This is a genomic window from Paenibacillus rhizosphaerae (assembly GCF_014192015.1).
Lineage (GTDB): Bacteria > Bacillota > Bacilli > Paenibacillales > Paenibacillaceae > Paenibacillus_AQ > Paenibacillus_AQ rhizosphaerae.
This window is the reverse complement of record NZ_JACHXJ010000002.1, coordinates 1,093,340-1,112,932: the sequence shown is the minus strand read 5'-3', so window position 1 is coordinate 1,112,932 and position 19,593 is coordinate 1,093,340. Positions and strand designations below refer to the sequence as shown.

The window sequence follows — 19,593 nt, the reverse complement described above, 5'->3', positions numbered from 1 at the left end:
ACCTCGCTAATGTAAGCTAAATTGAAAGTGATTTGAATAGAGAAAGCCTTACATATGCCTTACACTTTAGTAAGGGAATCATTTCCTCATGCGAAAAAACGATCATCCCTAATAGGAACGACCGTCTTTACTCACGGCAATGCCGGGTGCCGAAAACGATGTATTTCCAAAAGCTTATACCATGAAAAAGCACCCCGCGACTCGGTATAGGTACATACCGGGTTTAGGGGTGCTGCTGCCAAACTAATGATTAATGTCACATTTGTTCATAATAAATGCAATCTGATTCTCGAGGCGGTTAATGTCTTCCTGCGTCTTGGGGTCTTCCTTGCCCAAACCCCGGAGCGAGGAGAGCTCCTGCTTGAGCTGATGCAAATCCTCTCCTGCATTCCTGCAGTCATAGTTACTTTCCAGGTTTTCGAGCATATGCTTTTCCTCCATTTTCTCTTGGATTTACTTCCCTATTATGGAGGATTCACCCGAAATTATTCAGAAGGAGGTTTTGCGAAGAAATTGGCTATGTTCCTTTACGAATCACACTCTAGATCCCTGGGTTTAAAAGCACATGCACGGCGTATGGTTCCAAGAGAATGCGGCCTTCAATGGTCTGCTTGCTCAGGGCATCAACATACGTGCCCCCCAGTTCTACATCGACGGACTCGCTGCGATGATTCAGCAGCATCAGGTAGCCTTTACCATCCTTCTCTCTTTCGACTGCCTCTATTCCATCATATGTTTCGGGTAAGGATGGGACTGCGCCCTCCCTATCCAGAACCAGCTTCATCAAGCCCTCCATCGCCTGGTCATCCAGGTCGCATCCGACGTAATAAACCTTCCCCTTACCATAGGTGTGAACAGTAACTGCCGGTGTTCCGCTGTAATAATGGCTCTGATAATCCGCGAGGCTCTCAGCCCCATCCAACTTCAGCACATCGCACCACATCGAAGCGGTGCCGTCCCCGAACTCTCCGTTCACAGCTACAGTCCGGCCGAAATTAACCGAGTCATACTCTTCCAGTTCTATGCCTGCCATTGTCCGGAACAAGCCCGGCAGCGTCAAAGTCGTCATGCGGTTGTTCCAGGTACGTGTTCCGGATCGGAACGTGATGAGCAGCGAACCGCCGCCTGTCACATATGCCTCACACTTGTCTGCGATCTCTTCCGTCATCAAATTGAATGCCGGCATCATAACAAGCTTGTAAGGCGTAAAGTCAGTTTCCACGCGGACCACGTCAACACCGACATGCTGCCCGGCAACTGCATTGTAATAGGCTGCAAGCAGGGATTCATAATTAAAGTTCCGGTTATGCGGCTGAGCGCGGTGGCTCCACACTTGATCGTAGCTTTTAACCAGAGCGACGGTATTGTTATTGGCTGCCCCTACAAACAGGGGTGACAGTTCTTTGAGTTCCTGTCCGATCGCGGTGATCTCCCGGTACCGTCTTCGGCCGACGCCGTCATGATCAAGAATGCCGTGCCAATACTGTTCGATCCCGAACGTGCAGGCCCGCCAGCGAAAATAGACCATGGCATCCGCTCCATGCGCTATAGCCTGATAGGTCCATAACCGCAGCTGGCCCGGCTCGGGCGTATCGCCCAACGAGTGCCAGCCGCACGGACCGCTCTGCTGTTCCATCATCCAGTAGTTTTGATTTTTGATGCCACGCATCAGATCATGGGCCATGGCGACGGTCAGAGGCGATGACTTGCCCCACATGTTATTCGGATAGTTATCCCAAGAGATAAAGTCAAGATCCTTGCCTAAGTCGAAGTAATCGATCTCGCTGAAATGACCCATCAAGTTATGGGTGATCGGCAGGGAGCTGCATGCACGAATCTCTTCGATTTGAAGCCGCTGATAGGCGGCGGTCGAATCGGAGTAGAATCGGCGGTAATCGAGCTGCATGCCCGGATTATGGTTATACGGGGTCGACATCCATCCGCCGGAACCGCCCTGGCTGAAGCCGTCGCTTGCGGCATACGTGGGAAGCATAATTTCTTCCCAGCTGCGGTAGGTATGGCTCCAGAACACGGTTCCCCATTCTTCGTTCAGCTTGTCGACGGTACCGTACTTTTCACGGAGCCATATCCGAAAGGCATGCAGATCGCTCTGGCAGTAGCACGGACCACCAAATTCATTATCGATTTGCCAAGCAACGATGTGCTCATTGTCTTTGTAATGCTCCGCCATGACCCTGGCAATGCTTGCGGAATACTTCTGATACACCGGATGATTAACACAATAATGCCTCCGTGTACCAAATCCTTTGGTCAGGCCGTGCATGTCGACCGGGTACATGTCCGGATATTTATCCATTAGCCACTTGGGAGCCGCTGCCGTCGGTGTTCCCAAAATGATCTTGATCCCTTCCCGGGCCAGTACTTCTATGGCATGGTCGAGCCACGTAAAGTCGTACCGTCCTTCTTCCGGCTCCAGTTTAGCCCAAGCGAATTCCGCCAGCCGGACGATGTTGATATTCGCTTCCCGCATCATTCGGGCATCGGTGGCCCATCGTTCTTCAGGCCAATGTTCGGGGTAATAATCCACGCCGAAATACATGGGTAACTCCTCCAATATGTATCATTATTTTGCTTGATCATGTCTTATAAAACCCATTATATTATTAAACATATGGAGCTTAAATCGTAAGATTTTGATACTGACGTATAACGATTATGCTAAAGGGGGTTGGGTTATGAGAATCAATTATTTTATTCCGAGCCCGCGCTTCACGAACTTCAATTGTTACCCCGAATCGTTTGGCCACTATGCAGATGAGCCGTCACACAGCGAAAACCGGATGCACGGACTCTCCACTTATAATTGGCATATCGTCCGCGGCGGGAAAGGTTACATTCAGGTTGGTGAAACTGTGTTGGAGCTTGGTCAAGGTACCGGTTTTCTTTGCGGCCCCGGTGTACCACAGCGGTATTATGCCGATCAAGACGAGCCTTGGGATATCCGATGGGTACATTTTACGGCTCCTGGTCTTAGCCCGCTCCTTCAAGGCAGAGGTGAACGGGAGGCATGGATATTTTCTTGGGAAGGTGCGGACCGGCTTGATTCATTATGGTCGGATCTCCTGGCCACCGGCATTCGCCCGCTGCAGGATGGCGAGGCGCGGCTGTCCGCGATGCTGTACGAAATGCTTGCCGAGTTTATCATGTACGTAGATAACTCGGAAGAACGGACACAGCCGGGGATGCGTACCAAGCTGTTGGAGACGGCCCAGTGGATTCGCGCCCACAGTCATCAGCCCCTTTCGCTCGAGCAAATGGCGAGTCAGGCTGAGTACAGTCCCTCCCATTTCAGCAGGCAGTTTCACGGTTTATTCGGCAAGACGCCAATCGGGTTTTTGAACGAATGCCGAATTCTTCAATCCAAATCCCTGTTGATTTCAACCGGATGGACCGTGAAAAAGATCGCGGAGACGGTCGGCTTTGCCAGCAGTACGTACTTTATTCAGCGATTCCGCAAACATGAAGGCATGACACCCGAGCGGTTTCGGGAACTCCGGGGCGTTGAAATCAAGTGATGAGTTTCTCTGAATCGCTGTATAGAAACCACAAAAAAACCGCGTGCTGCGCGGTTTTTGCGGTTTATTAGAGTAAGATTGCCGATATCTGAAGGTATTGAAATGAATCAAATAATATGGATTAATGTCGGCGGCGTGGGACTGTGTCCATAATGCGCTTTAAGTCTTCTTTGCAGCTGACGGGCGTCTCAATCCTCATAGACGGTTAGAACTACGTTGCCTTTCTTGTGGCCCTGCTCAGCATAGGCATGTGCCTCGGCGGCTTGCTCCAGCCGGTAACGACGGTCGATAACCGCCCGGAGCTGCCCCGCTTCGATCCGTTCCTTCAGAAAAGCCAAGTCTTCCGCGTTTTCCTTCATATTTCCCCCGATTACTTTCTTCCTGCTCGTCAAGCTGGTCCACAACCCGCGAAGGATCAGCACCGGGTTCACATGATAAGCCCGAAGGTAGACACCGTTCGGTGTCAGAAGCTTGACGCATGCTTTAAAGGGACTTTTCCCCACCGTATCGAAAATGATATCGTAAGCCGGGCCCCCAGTCGGTAGCTGCTGTTTTGTATAATCCAAAACCCGATCGGCGCCAATCGATGTCACCAGTTCAACATTCGAAGCGCTGCATACTCCGGTAACTTCTGCTTCAAAATACTTTGCCAGCTGCACGGCATACGTCCCGACGCTGCCTGATGCACCGTATACGAGTACGCGCATGCCGCTTCTTAGTTTCCCTGCTCTCAGAAACTGGAGCGCAGTGAGGGAGCCAACCGGGACGGCAGCCGCCTCCTCGAACGTCATGTTCTCCGGCTTGAGTGCCACGCATCCCTCCTCAGGGAGGCATTTGTATTCCGCATATGCACCAAAGCTGTTGCCACAGGCAGCGTAAACGGCATCCCCTGGCTTGAACCGGGTAACGCTTGAGCCTGTGGATTCGACAACACCAGCCATTTCGAATCCGAGTATGCGGATGCGCTTCGGTCTCCACAATCCGTTGAACAGTCTTGCCAGAAAAGGGTCTGCCTTGCGTAATCGCCAATCCCCCGCTGCAGCGGTGGTTGCGTAGACCTTAATTAATATGTCGCCGGCTTTAGGGGCCGGCTTGGTCACTTCCTTGTGCTGGAGTACATTTGGTGCTCCGTATTGTTCATATACGATGGCTCTCATTTTTTCTCCCCCCTGTATCGTTTCGGACTCGTCGCTGCGCTGCTTTCTATATTCCGGTCAGACCAGACCGCATATCCCATACCCGCGAGAGCGAGTCCCATCGGCACTGCCAGTACCCGATCCAGCGGGTGCGGAAGCAGTGATGAAGCCAGGGTCGACACCGCGGCGCAAGCCAGCAGAACGGCCGTCCAGCGCGGGATGATCCCAGCGCGGAACGTAGCTATGCCAAGCAGCAAACCGCCGAGCACATACAATCCCCCTCCTACATGTGCTACTCCAGGCAGGAGCCCAAGGTTGGACACGGATGGTGATCCGGTAAAGATCCCTAGATATCCCTCCACGAAATCCGGTGCATCCGCAGCTATAACCGGTAAAACAAAAGCTTCTACAAAGGTAAAGGCCGCTGTAGCCGCCCAAAAAAGACCAAACAGAAGAAAACCGGCCAATCCGGTCCACCCTGCCGCATGGACTTGCCTGGCATAAATGCCGGTTATGCCGAGCAGGCCGAGCAGAGACATCGCGAGAGTCAAGTAATGGACGATTGCCCAGGCGCTGGTGGTGACGGATGATGGGATTTCTGGCGGATGAACCGCCTGAATGACGATAAAAAGAATGCCCGCCAGGACAGCGGATAAACCGCTCCAGCGAATGACGCGATTAGCTGTTATTTTCATATGATGGTCTCCTTTTTGTTATTATTCTTGCCGACGAAAAGCAGCGTTCTGTTCACCCAGATTTATTTAAAGAAAGCGTTCTTGTGCCGTATGGATCTCTGATGAAGATGCCGGCTGTGGCTCTACCCGGAAGACTGAAAACCAGCCGCACAGGTTTTCCATCCATTTCATCTCGTGGTCAGTCTCCTTTCATTGTGCCGCTCCGTTCTTAAATTGAAGATATAAGATCATGTGGTGAGACGGCATCACCAGATGTGGTGATTTTTCAAATGGTCACCCTACGTTCATTCGAAGTAAGCGCAAAAAAAAAGCCCCGGGCCTGGGCTTATTCCTTCTTCCAGGTCCGGAGCTATACAGAATTCGCTATGTCACGTCATCAAGCTCTTCGGCGCGCCTCACCGCTGCCCGGCGGTTGTTCACCTCAAGCTTGTCATAGATGTTTTTGGTATGCGTTCGCAGCGTATTCAGCGACACATGGAGCTCACGCGCGATTTCAGGCCCGCTCAAATCGGTTTTGAGCAGACGCAGCACGTCCCGCTCCCTTTCGCTCAGCAGCTCGCCCACCGCTTTTTTCGCAGCCGGTCCGCCCTCACCCTTGCCGAAGGATCGCAGAAGAAGCCGGACATAGTTTGGACATATCCCTCTAGTCAATGCCGCTTCCAATAAGGCTGCCATCGATTGGCCCTCGTCTGCAAAAATCCGGACGTATCTTTCCGGCTCTGCCAGTGTCAGGGCAAGCTCCAGCGGCGCAAGTGCGGAGGAAATGTTACTTTGGCTATGATGAGCAAGAGCCTGAAGCATCAAAATTTCGATTCGGCTTCCCGTCCTTCCGCTGTCTGCCGCTGCTTGAGACAGGCGTTCCAGGAATTCCAACGTTTCCTGAATATGTGTATGGTTGCATGGATGCCGGTACAGAAGTACCCGGGCCAAGGTTATATGCTCGAATTCGCGCAGATAGTGCAGGTCATCCGAAGTCGAGAGACCCTGCTCGTGTACCCACTCGGCTGCTTCGTTCCATCTGTTCAGCGCCAGCCACACCCGTACTTTCAAGGCCGCCACCGGACGCACGTTTGGAAAAAAATCACCGACATACTGCTGCTCGGCTTCATGGAGCATCTCGAGCGCGCCGTTCAAGTCTCCTTGAGACTGCCGTATGCGTGCCATGGCGGCACGCCAGCGATACGGATACTGAGGTAATCCCAAATGCTCGCCCTGCTCCTGGCTTCTGAGCAGGTACTGAATGGCGGCATCCAAGTCACCCTGCTCCCTGCAAAGCTCACTAATTCCGACATACATGTCCGCCGTACCCCGCATTTCAGGGGTACCCATCTCCGCAGCAAGCTGCAATCCATTCTGAAACGTATGCATAGCCTGATGCAGGCGCCCCTGCGCTATGCTAATATCGGCAAGTGCGATAGAGCCCCCAATGGCGTCAGAGATGTTCCCTGCCCGCCGGACATTCGCCATTCCTTCACTGAACATCCGGTACGCTTCCTGAAGATCGCCGCTCGTCCAGGACGCGAGCCCCAGGAGCGCGGCTGCCGCGCCGCGCCGGAGATAATCGTCCGCCGGAACGAGTTCAAGCACCCTCTTCGAGTATTGGATGGCGGCGGGTATATCCCCCCTGGCCTGGGCATAAGCGGCGCGGTATCCGGCAATGGTCCCCGGAAGGCGGCGAAATTCCTCCTCATCTACGTAAATCATACCGGTCGCTGGATACTCCGGTTTCCTATCCGTTGAGGAGTCCTCCAGCCACCGTTCAGCATCGTTCAGCCTTTCCTCTGCTCCTTCGGTCTGACCGACGGCCAGCAGCGCCCACGCATACTCAACGCTGAGAACGGGCCTGCGGCGAACCATTTCCCCGGGCAGCGCCTGAATCCACCCGAGCACCGCGGCCTCCTGCCTGCTCATGCGAATGGCCGGCCAAGCCTGTTCGATCAGGTCCGCCGCTCGCGGGAAGTCTTCGGCGGCCAGCGCGTGCCCTATCGCTTCGGCGTAGGAGCCGTGCCGTCCGTACCAATCACTCGCACGCCGATGCAGTTCAGGAATGAGATCAGGCTGATCTGTCCTTAAATGTATGGACAGAACTTCACCAAAGAGATGGTGATAACGATACCACTGCCGCCTATCATCCAGGGGAACGATAAAGAAGCTGCCCTGCTCCAGCGATTGAAGACGAGCTGCCCCTTCCTTCTGGCCGGTAACGGCATCGCACAGCGGGCCATGCAGCCGGTCCAGAATCGAAGTCTGAAGCAGGAAATTGCGGACATCGGCCGGCTGACGCTGCAGAACCTCCTCGACCAGATAGTCGACGATGTACCGGTTGTCTCCGGCGAAGGAACGGATAAAAGCGGGAATATCATTTCGTCCCTGCATCGAGAGAGCCGCGAGCTGGAGCCCCGCGATCCAACCCTCGGTACGATGATCCAGCGCGGCAATATCCTGTACTGACAGCCGCAGCTCCATCACCTGATTGAGGAACTCTGCTGCTTCGCCTGCAGTAAAGCGCAGGTCGGCGTCGCGCAATTCGGTTAAATGGCCGCCGGCACGAAGCCGGCTGAGGGAAAGCTGCGGGTTTTCCCGGGTCGCGATAACCAGGTGCATTTGCGGCGGTAGGTGCTCGATCAGAAACGTGAGGGTATGATCCATCTCCCTGTCTCCTACAGCATGGTAATCGTCCAGTACAAGGACGAATTCAAACGGCATTGTTGAAATTTCATTGAGCAGCATCGTGAGCATCGTTTCGGGCTCAGGTTGCGGTTGGCATTGAATTGCACGCATCACGGCTTCTCCGCAATGCTGCTCTATAGTCTGCAAAGCAGCGACCAGGAGTGTAAGAAGACGCAGACTATCCTTATCCCTTTCGTCTAAAGAAATCCATGCGACGGGCCGTTCACAACCGGCAGCCCATTCGCTGATCAGCGTCGTCTTACCAAATCCGGCGGAAGCAGAGATCAAGGTCAGCTTGCGGCCCAGTCCCGCCTTCAGCCGCTCAACCAGGTGCGGCCTAGCGACGAGCCTCGTTCGTGGCTGCGGAATATACAGTTTAGCAGATAAAACAGGAAGTTCCGGAATACTCATGGATATAATCCCTCATGTAACCCATTTTTGCTCACATCAATCCGCATTCGTGATAGCCCCATTCTATGATTTATACCCATCATGATATCTTTAACCGGATGTTTTCACCACTAAAAAGTTCAACGGACGAGGAGCAGCCTTAAACATGAACATTAAAAAGGAGTAAATAAAAAGAGCGCCGCAACATTTGCCAGCACTCTTCTATCACTTAATGATTTTACCCTTGCTTATCATTGTTTAAGTTAATCGTTGAATTATCATTCAGCTTAATGATCCGGGATGAAATGCTGCCTATGATTCGTGCGGAAAACGTGCTTTCGATCAGGCACACCCCGATGAATATAAATATTTGCGGTACCTGCGTACTGATCACGTTCTGCAATTGGATGAAATTCAGCAGCAGCGGTACGGAAAAGGAAGCAATGTTTCCGCAGAACACCGCGGTGACCAGCAGGTAGAACGACTTGTTGTCCCTAAAGTGCATCCCCGTGTCGGTATCTGTATTTTTGACCAGCAGAAAGCTGGTTATACCGCCCACAGACCCGCACAGCGTCATGGTCAGAAAATAAATCTCCCCTTCCGACAGCGCCTGAAAAAAGACGAGGCGTGCCAAATACCACAAGATCAGCAGCAATGCCACAAGACAGCCGACCTTAAACGCCGCATCGAGATTGATCAGCCACAGCGGTTCCTTCGTTGGCTGGGGAGCAGCCGTCTCTTGGGAAGACGGCTGCTGAACGGCCATGGAGGCTGATTCCAGCTTTGAGGATGAAACTATGGGAGCATGTATCGGAGTGGATGGATCATCCATTGGGGGTATCCACAATTAAACCAATGATTTTCGGAATTCCGCTCGTATCGCGAACTTCGAAACCGTCCTGAAGCTGGGTCGTCATCGAGCTGTAGTTGGAACCGGAAGCGGACGCCGACTCGAAGTTGAACGGGCCGATACCGAACGTTGCTTTGGCGGACCATTGGGTTTGCGTCGTCGTGTTGGTCCAGTCTTTGGAGGAGAATCTCAAGTAAGGCGCGTATCCAAGCACGACTCCTTTAACGACCATGTTCATGAGTCCGGATTCACCCCAGAGCTTTTTGCCTGCAAACACGCTGCCCTGCGGCCAATGGGTATAGTCCTTATACGTGGACAACAGCCCTTCGAAGAACCAGTCCCCCGGGTTGATATTCACGGTAATCACATCCTGGTATGTGATCAGAATATCGAAGGAATATTCCTCTTTAAACTGTGTGGATCCGGAATCATTGGTGCTTCCGCCAAGCCAGAACCAGTCGATAGGAATGCCCACGTTGGCACTGAATTTCCACGAGCTGTCCCTTTCGGTCTGCTGCTGATCGTTTAAAGCGATTTGTACGTTTGCCTGTTCTGCGAACAGCGGACCTCCGTTCCTCGTAGCGACGTTATTTTGCTTGATCAGCCATTGCCGAACATCTTTAAGCTCGCTCGTTTTAAATCGGGGAACACTGGCTGTCGTATCGTTCTCCTTGATTGTCATTTGGAACTGTGCCGTTTTTTGCAGCTCATCCGCGGAATGAGGCTCGAAAGGATCGGCCAGCGCGACCGCCTCGGTTGCGTCCGCCAGCTCCTGGTAGCCTGGACCGAATTTTTGCAGCAGCAGGGCGTTCAGTTGTTCGGTCATTCCGCCGAGCAGGGCGCCGTATGTCGTTTGCAGCGACTCTACCTTTGCCTTATAATCTTCGGTCCCCATTTGCTGGGTACGGAAGTTGGCCCAGGTCGGATCCGGCGGGTTGGTAAAATACACGCTGCATGCTTTTCCTGTTGAATCGAGCTCCGCACATACTTCGTTCAGCCAATCCGAATAGATGCCTTGGTTGATTTTGGAAACGTCGCTGCTGAGAAGCGCGATTTTCGACCGGAGATCTTCGATTTGCGTATCGAGCGGATCGGTTGATCCCCCGCCGGAAGACGAGCCCCCGCTTCCCGAATCGCCGCTGCCGGCAGGGATGATATCCCGGACCCATTGCTGGTAAACATCAAACAGCTTGTTGTTGAACGCACCGTTCCACGTTAATCCCCAGGAAGGGATCGTATTGCCTACATTATAGGCGTCCGTCAGTGCGACAACTTCAGTTTCGCTGCCAAGGTTGGAGTCCACCCGTCCGGCCGCCGCTATGAAATTTTTCGGATCACTACCCGGCAGATGACCGGATATCGCTTGAACGAATAATTGCCAAAAACGTGCCTGGTCTTGCGCCACTGCATTATTGCTCATCGCCATTTATACCTCCCCAAACAGTTTGGATAAGCCCTCAAATTCGTTTTCCTCGTTGCCTTGAAAATTATCGTCAACCGGATTCGGATCCTCCTGAACATTTTCCTCGTTTTGATTGATTTCTCCGTTCTCGTTCATGTTCTCTATGCCTTGTTCCATCGCCTGGACATCGCTTGCCGGCGGCAGCTGCTCGTTATTAATGAAGTCGAGTCCCTGCTCATTGTTGAAATTTTCCGGCTGCGCATTGTCGATATTGTCTACAAACGACCCGTTCTCCTCGAGAGCTTTCGGATCGCTGGATTCCTTGATTTCCTCTTTGGTGCTGTCGAGCTTCTTCTCGACTTCCGGCTTATTCGGTTCGTTCGGCTTTTTGATTTTTTCTACGAACTCCGATATGGCCTTAAACCGCTTAGGCACAGAGGCGATGAAATCCACGACGAACACTGCAGCCATAAAATAACCGAGATATTTCATCGCTTTATCTACAACGGACAGCTGTACGGATGGCGGAGTCGGACACGATTTTCGATTTCCGTCATGGCTGCCGGAAGACCCTTCCGGGGGCTTGCCGATCCGTCCGAATATACTTTCCTTCTTCTCGGTGCCGTCGCTGTTGGAATACGTAATCGTACCGAAAAATTCGTTGCCGACGTATGCATCTTTATCGTCTTTGGCTGCCCGGGTAACCTGGCTGAATGTCAGCTGACCCGAGTGATTGACCGTAAAGTCATCCTTCGTCCAGCTGAGTACGCCGTCCTTGTAGGTGACCTTATTCAAATCTTTATCCAGCATATCGCTGCCGATCGAGATCCCGTCGAGACTGTCGTATATGATGACCACGGGTCCCGTATCCATTTTGCCGTCGGACGTTGTCATGACTGTATTGCCGTAAATGCCGGTCCAGAACTTTAGATCGACGTTTCGCATTGCTTTAAAGGAAGCGTTGACCTGCTTCGCCGTACATTGATACCCATGCTGGGCCAAGAATTGATCCGGCGCCGACGTATCGGTATCCGTTGCCTTTTGCATGGCGTCCTGCCAGCCGGCCAGAAGTGCGATCTTCGCCAGGATGTCCTGGACGAAACGGTCGGACTCCGCATTCGGTTCGCTTTCCTTCAAATGATCTTCGTAAAAATCGGTTTGGGTCAGCTCCAGCACATAAACTGAAGTGGTTTCATAACCTTTTTGAGCCAAAAAGTTATTGATGATTTTGAGCTTTTCCTTATAAACGGTCTCTTTGTCGCTGCCTGTCGGCGGATTCGCGTCGATTTTTGATTTGATATTGGCCAAGAGCGAAGTCCATTGCTGCTTCAGCACCTGGTTGACCTGCAGATCGGAAACGAACAGCATCGCGTCCGCCTGCATTTTCAGCTTATCCGGATCCGTCGTATTCGGATCAAAGATTGAACCTGCGTCCGTTCCGTTTGAATTGGCGTTCACCGTCGTCACTTTTAAATTCCTCCTTCGATTCGGTTGTTCTCTCAACGCCTCCATCATAACGGGCTTTCCATCGTGTCGATAAGTGACTGAAGTGTACATTTTGTCATATGACCGGGACATGACGAAAGTAACTGTTCGGGATCCCGGGTCACCGGTATACTTAATGGAAATTAAAAAACACCGCTTCCTTTTCAGAGGAAACGGTGTTGCTGAGAAGTTACATTTAGTTCACAGCCTCCAGGGCATGCTTCAGCAGCAGGATCGCCTTGGTCCGGTCGTTCGTACCGATTTTCTCGTAGATCACGCTGATGTAGTTTTTCACCGTTCCTTCGGTGATGAACAGCGTATCGGCAATTTCCCGGTTGTTCTTATGGGCGGTAATCAGTTTGGCAATCTCGAGTTCGCGGGGTGTCAGTCCGTAATCGATCATAGGCTGCCGGGGGGCAGCTGCTGAGCGCATCCGGGCGGCAAACTTGGCGGCCAGCTTGGATGGCAGCATCAGCTCGCCCCGAACCGCCTCTTTCAACGAGTTGATTAATTTGTCGGATGAAAAGTCTTTGAGCAGGTAGCCGGTCGCTCCGCTCGCAAGACCCTCTATTATATAATCTTCGTTGGTAAACGTCGTTAAGATCAGAACAATCGTACCCGGGCTTGACTCCTTAATTAGCCGGGTCGCCGTAATCCCGTCCATCACCGGCATTTCGATGTCCATTAATACGAGCTGCGGTTTCAAACTTATAGCCAGCTCATAGGCGGATTGACCATTGTCAGTCGTCGCTACAACTTCTAAATCGGATTCCAAAGAGAGTATGGTTTCTAGGCCTTCCCGCACAAGCGTCTGGTCTTCTGCGATAAGTATCGTTAGTTTTGACATCATTGATCCTCCCTTCTACTTGGCAGTGTGAGCACCAATAAGCAGCCTGCACCTTCATTGGTGCCGATCCGAAAGGTACCGCCCCTTCGCCGGATCGTTTGCCGCATCATGGTCAGTCCGAAACCAAGCCGATCTGCTGCATATGGCAAGCCGTTATTCTCCAATGTGAACCGGACCGATCCGCCCTCTTCCACCAGCCCAAACCGAAAATGCGTACACCGGCCATGCCTGATGCCGTTCGTGATTCCTTCCTGCAGCGCATGGCGGATCAGCTTTTCCGCTTCCGGCTCCAGACGGCCATCCGTGATTTCAATGATATGCTCCAGCTTCACCTCAGCGTATTTTTCCGAATCTTCTATGATCTGCAGCAGGGAATCGTGGAACGAGGATGTGGCTGCTGCTTCCTCGCCCAGCATATGTACCGATTTCCTCATTTCATGAAGCCCTTTGCGAACCAATTCTGACGCTAGATTTAACTTGTCTACCGATTCGGGGGTGCGCATGGACAACATTTTCAGCCCGGCTTGAAGCTGAACGATGCTCGCCGTAAGAATATGCCCCACATGATCGTGAATTTCACCGGCAATCCGGTTGCGCTCGGCGAGGACCGAGACTTCGGACATCGCTCTTGCCCGCTCCTCAAGCGAATGCTCCAGCTCAATGGTTCTTGCCTCCACTTCGCGCTCCAGGGTTTGGTTCCAGCGAACCAGCTGCAGATGCAATTCCAGCCTGGCGAGCAGTTCCTGTTTGTCGACCGGCTTCACAAGATAATCGTTGCCGCCATGCTCAAAACCTGCAACGAGGTCGGTCATTTGACTCTTGGCGCTGAGGAAAATCACCGGCAGCTCCCCGGAATTGTATTGCCGGCGTATCTCTTGACCCACCTGAAGCCCCGACACAAACGGCATCATCACATCCAGCAAAGCGATGTCCGGCTTGTAGCCGTTCCGGATCCATTCCACGGCTTCCTGACCGCTTCCCGTTGACTTAAGCGCATATTTACCGCCGAGAAACTGCAGCAGCACCTGAATGTTGATTGGGTCGTCATCGACGATAAGCACGGAAGGCAGATGAGCCTGGACTTCCGCGGAATCCCCAGTGGTCCGGATCAAGCTCCAATCCGTATGCCGATCCCGTGATGACACGGTATCCTGTGGGGGGAGCCCAGCTACCGGCTGCATCGGCGGCATTTGCTGCATCGCCAGCGGAAGCGTAAAGCTGAACGTCGAGCCTTCGCCCAACTTGGACGCCACTTCAATCTCTCCTTCATGCAGTTCGATCAGCTTCTTCGTAATGGATAGCCCAATACCGGTTCCTCCCTGCTGAGGACGGTTCATGGGTTGGATCTGCTCAAATGATTCAAAAATGCGGGACAAGTCCGACTCAGCGATGCCGATTCCCGAGTCTTTGATTTGAATTTTGGCTTGACCGTGCGACTTGCGTCCCGTGATCGTAACGGCTCCGGATTCCGTATAAGCAATGGCATTGCCGATCAAGTTATGCAATATTTGTTGGAGCCTGTTCTCGTCCGCCGTTACATACAGATCGTCCGGCAGCTTATTTTCCATTTGGAGTCCCTTATTTACAGCCAAAGGCTTGAGGACTTGAAGGGTTAGGTCGACGGCAAGCCGTAAATCCACCGTCACTTTAACCAAAGTGATCTCCTGGTGCTTGAGCTTGGAAAAATCCAGGATGTCGTTCACCAGATGGGCCAGCCGTTGTCCGCTGATTTTCATGAGCCGCAGCAGCTCGATCACGGGAAGTGGGAGCTTGCCGGAGCTTCCGTCGATCAGCGAATCCGCCAGTCCGATGATGCCATGCAGCGGTGTCCGGAGTTCATGGGATGTTTTGGCCAAAAATTCATCTTTCAGCTTATCCAGCGTTAGCAAGCGCTCCGATAAGCTTTCGACCTGATAAAAAGCTCGGGAAAATCTTTTGGAAATAAGCAAAGATTGCATAAAAACAAAGCTAAGTACGCCAAATTGCAGCAGTGCCGGGGTATCCAAAATGCCTTTCCGGTTCAGCGTATCATTCAGTGCCGTCACGAAAATCAAGCTAAACCCGAGGATGAGCAGCAAAGACCCTTCCTGACGCTGACGGGCGATCCGGTAAGAAGCATAAATGGCATATAGCACGAGGCCGATTGAATACACCTCAAAGGGCAGCAGCGAATAATCGTAAATCCGTATGTCCGTGATCAGCACAAGCAAAGTCAAGATGAGGGTGAACATTTGGGTAACGCGCCGAACGGAGCGCGACAAATATTGAGGAAACAAATAATAAATAAATGAGATCAGGAAAAACTCGCCCACGTAAACCGTTAAATAGGAAGCTTTAGCGAACCATTCCCACGAAAAACCCGGAAGGATCTCCAAAATGTATCTCGAACCGACCAGCATCGTTCTAAAGGCGATGCACATGCAGAACAACCCGAAATACAGCGGGGTTACATCTTTTCGCCTGAATCCATACAAGAACAGATGGTAGACTCCCATGACAAGCAGTGCCCCGATGACCAGACTGTCCTGAACCAGTTCGCCGGATCTCTCCTTCTGAAGCTGCCTGGCGTCCCCGAGCTCGAGAGAATTGTTGATTCCTCCCTTGGGATACGTGAAATTGGACACCTGGATCAGCAGCGTCAAGCTCCCCTCCGGGCTGGGTTCAACCGGTACGACGATGGTGGCTCCATACTTGGGAGAAGTGTTTTCAGGCGTCGTTCCGGGTTGACCGGATGAAGCCTCCAGCTTGTCATTCACCCATAAGGCATAAGATGAATAGACATTCCGCAGTTTAATGGCCACATTGTCCGAGGGGTGAAGTCCGCGAACAACCATACGATACGTGGCGTAACCGTCCGGTGGAAGCCGTGTTCCGTCTAGCCTGTGATTCGTCCAATAGCCGGGGACTTCCACATATCCGCTGACCTCCGGAGACGTTGTGCTCTGCAAATCGGCCGGCCAGAGAAGCTGCCTCCAATAAAATTCCCATGTCCCGTTCAGTTCGATGGACCCATCGCTTCTAAAGTCCCATCCGGATAGCTGCACTTCGCCGTTCTTCACAGACAGCGAAGACGAGGCGAAAGTTACCGCCGGATTCCAGGCTGCAGTGAAGACCATCACAAAAAAGACGGCAGCCCTGATGCGGCCTCGCCAACTCATGCACGAAACGAAGAGGCGTCCAAGTAAATTTCTTCGCCGAGTTTGGCGTCTCCAAGCAATGACAAACGATGCCTCGATGTGAAATCCCTAGGTTCGTAACTGTTAGGCGCTTTGGTGGAGGACAGCAGATTGAGCTGGATATACGTTTCAGCTAACAATTTGCTGCAAAAGAAGTCGCGGAAGGAAGAGGTGATCCCGAACTTTCCTTCGATGATTTCCCAATACATTCTCTTCTTGTCAGGAAAAACAGCGCCATGCACTTCTTCGATGAAGCGATCGAGCAAATCCTGCATTTCCGGTGTACGATCAGCTTGAAGCTGCCGGATCGCAAAAATAGAGTCATAATGGTTCCCGACGTCCGTAGACAGGCGGTCGCGAAGCTTAACGAGCTGGGGACCGGATTTTTTCACATGCAGCCATGTATCCTCCAGATTATCCAGTGACGTGGATTCCCACAGCAGCGCTTCACCGTCCGGGTCTCTAACCACCATCGCCACGTGCGACCATGGGCAATGCTCCAGCTCTTCGATCCGCTGACTTCCTTTGGCGACGCCGTGCGCCAGCAGAATATCCCCCGTCTGCAGCTTAGGTTCAATTTCTTGATAAGTAACCGTTAACAATTTCATCCAGACCCCCTGCCGGTATATGAAATACCTAATTTTTCCCTTCCATGTTTATAGTAAACCCAGCCCGGCGATTGTCAATAACTTGATAGAACGTACCGTTTACGATTTCCCCAGGAAGCTGCACAGAGGCTGTGACCAACAGCAAAAAAGCCGCCTGCCATAGAGGCGACTTCGTTGTCTGGAGATTCATTTTATGGAAATTCCAGGATATGCCGCTCAGCATCACGGATCACGCGCGCCATATTCGCGGTCATCATGCGATCGGCTTGATCGATACCAATATATTCGTAACCATCCACCTCCGGCTTCGGCTGGCCGCTGTATCGGTCAATAAACGTTGAGGTGCAGACCATTTCCTCGATCGGAGGGAGAGATTCCATTTCCCATAAGAATAGATGAAGGTTTTTGGCTCGGTTATACGGGAACACGCCTAAATCCATGATTTGGTCCGGTTGAATGCTAAGGCCGCTTTCTTCCCGGACCTCCCGGCACGCGGTCTGCTCAGGTGTCTCTCCCTCCTCCGGCATCCCTTTTGGCAAATCGTAAAACGTATTGCCCGTGGAATGACAGGCGAGGAATACGGTGCGGTTCGTTATGATAACTCCGACGGACGTTGCCGGCATATCCACATGTTCCTTTCTTGGCATGGGTCATTTCTTATCCATACGATGCTTCCAAAATAAATATCTATTCTGACCGTTTCTAAGTGTTTATTACTGAGGTGAAGAGCAATGTTAATGCTGAGTTTTGTTCACTTGGCGGGGAACCTTGATGCATGCCTTTCGCTAAAACAGCCGCCCTTTTGGGCGGCTGTTCGCGCATGCTCGCTGTATTTGCTTTTTGAACGTTTTTCGTGCCTACAGCTTTGAAGCGATTTTATAGGCCGTTTGCTCGCCGTTAGCGATACAATCGGGAATGCCGACGCCGTAATAGGAACAGCCGGCCAGAAAAATGTTCGGGAACCGCTCGGCCATTTTCTGCTCCAGCTCCTTGACGACGCTGTGGTGCTTGATATGATAATTCGGCATTACATTATGCCACTTCGTGACCTCGTAGGTGACCGGTTCGCCGGTAATCCCCAGGCTCTTACGTATATCTTCCAGCGCTACGTGCAGCAGCTCACCCTCGTTCAACTGAACCAGCTCATCGTAGCGTGGATTGCTGCTTTTATAAAAGAGTCTGACAAGCAGCTTACGTTCATGTGAGGTATGCTCCCATTTCCGGCTTGTCCATGTGCAGGCATTGCACGTAATGTCGCTGCCTTCGGCTGTAATAAAGCCGGTGCCGTCTGCAGGCAGCTCGGCATCCGGAAGATCGAAACCGACGTATACGCTGATCATGGAGCTGTTCTTCAGCTGGTCGAACTCCTGGTCCAACACCGGATCCGCCAGCAGCTGCTGCGCCGCATAATGCATCGTGCCGAGCACAACATAGTCGGCATCAATCACGCGGCCGTCTGCCAGCGTCACAAGATAACGGCTTCCAGCCTTGGCTACGGATTCGGCCCGGACCCCCTTCACGATCTCCGTTCCGGTCAGCTGCTGCTCTAAGGCATCAATCAACGCCGAAACGCCATGTTGGAAGGACATAAATTTTTTTTCGCCGCCGCTTTGAAATTTTGCGCGATTTTCGGACAACCCCTTGATCAGGCTTCCGTATTCGTTTTTATAATCGATCAGGTACGGCAGCGTTGATGCGATCGTCAAATCGCTCAGTTTGCCTGAGTAAACGCCTGACAAGACGGGCGCGATCTGCTTCTCCACGAACTCCTTTCCAAGAAAGGCTTCCAAAAACGCACCGACCGAATCATTTTTCGTGAAATGCTCATTGGGAGTATACAGGTCCTTCAGAGCTTCCACTTTGCCCTCTGCGGATACCAGCTCGGTCGTGGCAAGCGATTCGATGCTGGTCGGAATCCCAAAGACGGCATCCTTCGGAATCTGCTTCAGCCTGCCGTCCGTATAGATGTAGGAAATACCCGTTGCATTATAAACGACCTGATCCGCCAGGTTCAGCTCCTGAATCAGCGGAGCCACATTCGTTTTCCGGGTCACAATCGAATCGGCACCAGATTCCATCGTAAAACCGCCGTCGTATACGGTCCGCATTTTTCCGCCCAGCGTCTGTTCCGCTTCAACGAGAATGATGTTCGTCGGCTCCGTCTGCCCGCTGTATTGATTTAAAGTTCGGCGCAAATAATACGCGGCTGACAATCCCGTGATTCCCCCGCCGATAATGACGACTGTTTTCAAGACGCTTCACTCCTGCTTCCAAGATGACTGCATGTTCAACCTTCCCGTAAATTATAACATAGTGCTTCTTACCCGGACTTCCTCATTCGTGACGTTAATCGTACAAAAAAACCGCGGCATCCCGCGGATATGTTCGCCTGCTTCATATTATTTATGCTTGGCCTTCTTCTTAAAACGGTCACGTTCCGTATCAATATCGCCATCCTTTTGATTGCTCTGAACGACCCCGTAAGCGACATAACTGAGCAGCCCCATAAAGACGCCGGTGCCCACAACGATATAAATCATCGTAAAAATTTTGCCGAATCCCGTCTTGGGTATGAAGTTTGGATGACCTACCGTACTCAGCGTCGTGATACAGAAATATAGTGCGTCTATGAAGCTTAAGTTTTCTTCCGTAGCATAAAAAATCGTGCCGGAAACAAGCAGCAGAACAATCAAGACAAAGAAAACCTGGAAATTTTTCAGTTTAAACGCATGAAACAGCCCGGTCAACAGCCGTTTCAAGGTGAGGACAAAGGATATCATTGTGGTTCCGCCTCGTCA

The 19,593-nt window shown here is 52.0% G+C and carries 15 protein-coding genes; 1 reads left to right on the top strand and 14 read right to left on the bottom strand.

Annotation, left to right across the window (positions count from 1 at the left end; all coding sequences use genetic code 11):
- Window positions 1-243 precede the first annotated feature (243 nt).
- The gene (locus FHS19_RS13665; RefSeq protein ID WP_183582331.1) at window positions 244-426 is read right to left on the bottom strand and encodes a DUF2524 domain-containing protein; all 183 of its coding nucleotides are present in this window, start codon (window positions 424-426) and stop codon (window positions 244-246) included.
- Window positions 427-541: 115 nt separating this feature from the next.
- Window positions 542-2,560, bottom strand: a complete 2,019-nt coding sequence (locus FHS19_RS13660; RefSeq protein WP_183582330.1) for a beta-galactosidase — start codon at window positions 2,558-2,560, stop codon at window positions 542-544.
- A 136-nt stretch (window positions 2,561-2,696) separates the two neighbouring features.
- Here FHS19_RS13660 and FHS19_RS13655 point away from each other — a divergent pair, with 136 nt between their 5' ends.
- Window positions 2,697-3,536, top strand: a complete 840-nt coding sequence (locus FHS19_RS13655; protein WP_183582329.1) for a helix-turn-helix transcriptional regulator — start codon at window positions 2,697-2,699, stop codon at window positions 3,534-3,536.
- Between the two features lie 188 nt (window positions 3,537-3,724).
- Here FHS19_RS13655 and FHS19_RS13650 read toward each other — a convergent pair whose 3' ends face one another.
- The 12 genes from FHS19_RS13650 to FHS19_RS13595 form a co-directional block, all read right to left on the bottom strand.
- Complete coding sequence (locus tag FHS19_RS13650; RefSeq protein ID WP_183582328.1) at window positions 3,725-4,693, bottom strand: NAD(P)-dependent alcohol dehydrogenase; 969 nt, start codon at window positions 4,691-4,693, stop codon at window positions 3,725-3,727.
- Window positions 4,690-5,367 carry a hypothetical protein gene (locus FHS19_RS13645; RefSeq protein ID WP_183582327.1) on the bottom strand — a complete coding sequence of 226 codons (678 nt, stop codon included), beginning with the start codon at window positions 5,365-5,367 and terminating at the stop codon, window positions 4,690-4,692. Before FHS19_RS13645 ends, FHS19_RS13650 begins: the two co-directional genes overlap by 4 nt.
- Before the next feature lie 363 nt (window positions 5,368-5,730).
- Window positions 5,731-8,448, bottom strand: coding sequence for a winged helix-turn-helix domain-containing protein (locus FHS19_RS13640; protein ID WP_183582326.1), 2,718 nt, complete (start codon window positions 8,446-8,448; stop codon window positions 5,731-5,733).
- 217 nt (window positions 8,449-8,665) lie between these two features.
- On the bottom strand, window positions 8,666-9,193 hold the full coding sequence (locus tag FHS19_RS13635) for a YEATS-associated helix-containing protein (RefSeq protein WP_183582325.1): 528 nt from the start codon (window positions 9,191-9,193) through the stop codon (window positions 8,666-8,668).
- 58 nt (window positions 9,194-9,251) lie between these two features.
- Window positions 9,252-10,697 (bottom strand): hypothetical protein, encoded by a 1,446-nt coding sequence (locus tag FHS19_RS13630; protein WP_183582324.1) that lies wholly within the window; start codon window positions 10,695-10,697, stop codon window positions 9,252-9,254.
- Window positions 10,698-10,703: 6 nt separating this feature from the next.
- Window positions 10,704-12,146 (bottom strand): hypothetical protein, encoded by a 1,443-nt coding sequence (locus FHS19_RS13625; RefSeq protein WP_183582323.1) that lies wholly within the window; start codon window positions 12,144-12,146, stop codon window positions 10,704-10,706.
- A 214-nt stretch (window positions 12,147-12,360) separates the two neighbouring features.
- Entirely contained in the window at window positions 12,361-13,011 is a 651-nt protein-coding gene (locus FHS19_RS13620) for a response regulator transcription factor (RefSeq protein WP_183582957.1), read from the bottom strand.
- Window positions 13,011-16,127, bottom strand: coding sequence for an ATP-binding protein (locus FHS19_RS13615; RefSeq protein ID WP_246426641.1), 3,117 nt, complete (start codon window positions 16,125-16,127; stop codon window positions 13,011-13,013). Before FHS19_RS13615 ends, FHS19_RS13620 begins: the two co-directional genes overlap by 1 nt.
- Window positions 16,128-16,165: 38 nt before the next feature.
- Window positions 16,166-16,795 (bottom strand): hypothetical protein, encoded by a 630-nt coding sequence (locus tag FHS19_RS13610; protein ID WP_183582322.1) that lies wholly within the window; start codon window positions 16,793-16,795, stop codon window positions 16,166-16,168.
- A gap of 191 nt (window positions 16,796-16,986) precedes the next feature.
- A complete protein-coding gene (locus tag FHS19_RS13605; RefSeq protein WP_183582321.1) occupies window positions 16,987-17,442 on the bottom strand; it encodes an NUDIX hydrolase in 456 nt (151 codons plus the stop codon).
- 210 nt (window positions 17,443-17,652) lie between these two features.
- Window positions 17,653-19,047, bottom strand: a complete 1,395-nt coding sequence (locus FHS19_RS13600; protein WP_183582320.1) for a protoporphyrinogen oxidase — start codon at window positions 19,045-19,047, stop codon at window positions 17,653-17,655.
- 147 nt (window positions 19,048-19,194) lie between these two features.
- A complete protein-coding gene (locus FHS19_RS13595) occupies window positions 19,195-19,575 on the bottom strand; it encodes a potassium channel family protein (RefSeq protein ID WP_183582319.1) in 381 nt (126 codons plus the stop codon).
- Between the last annotated feature and the right edge of the window lie 18 nt (window positions 19,576-19,593).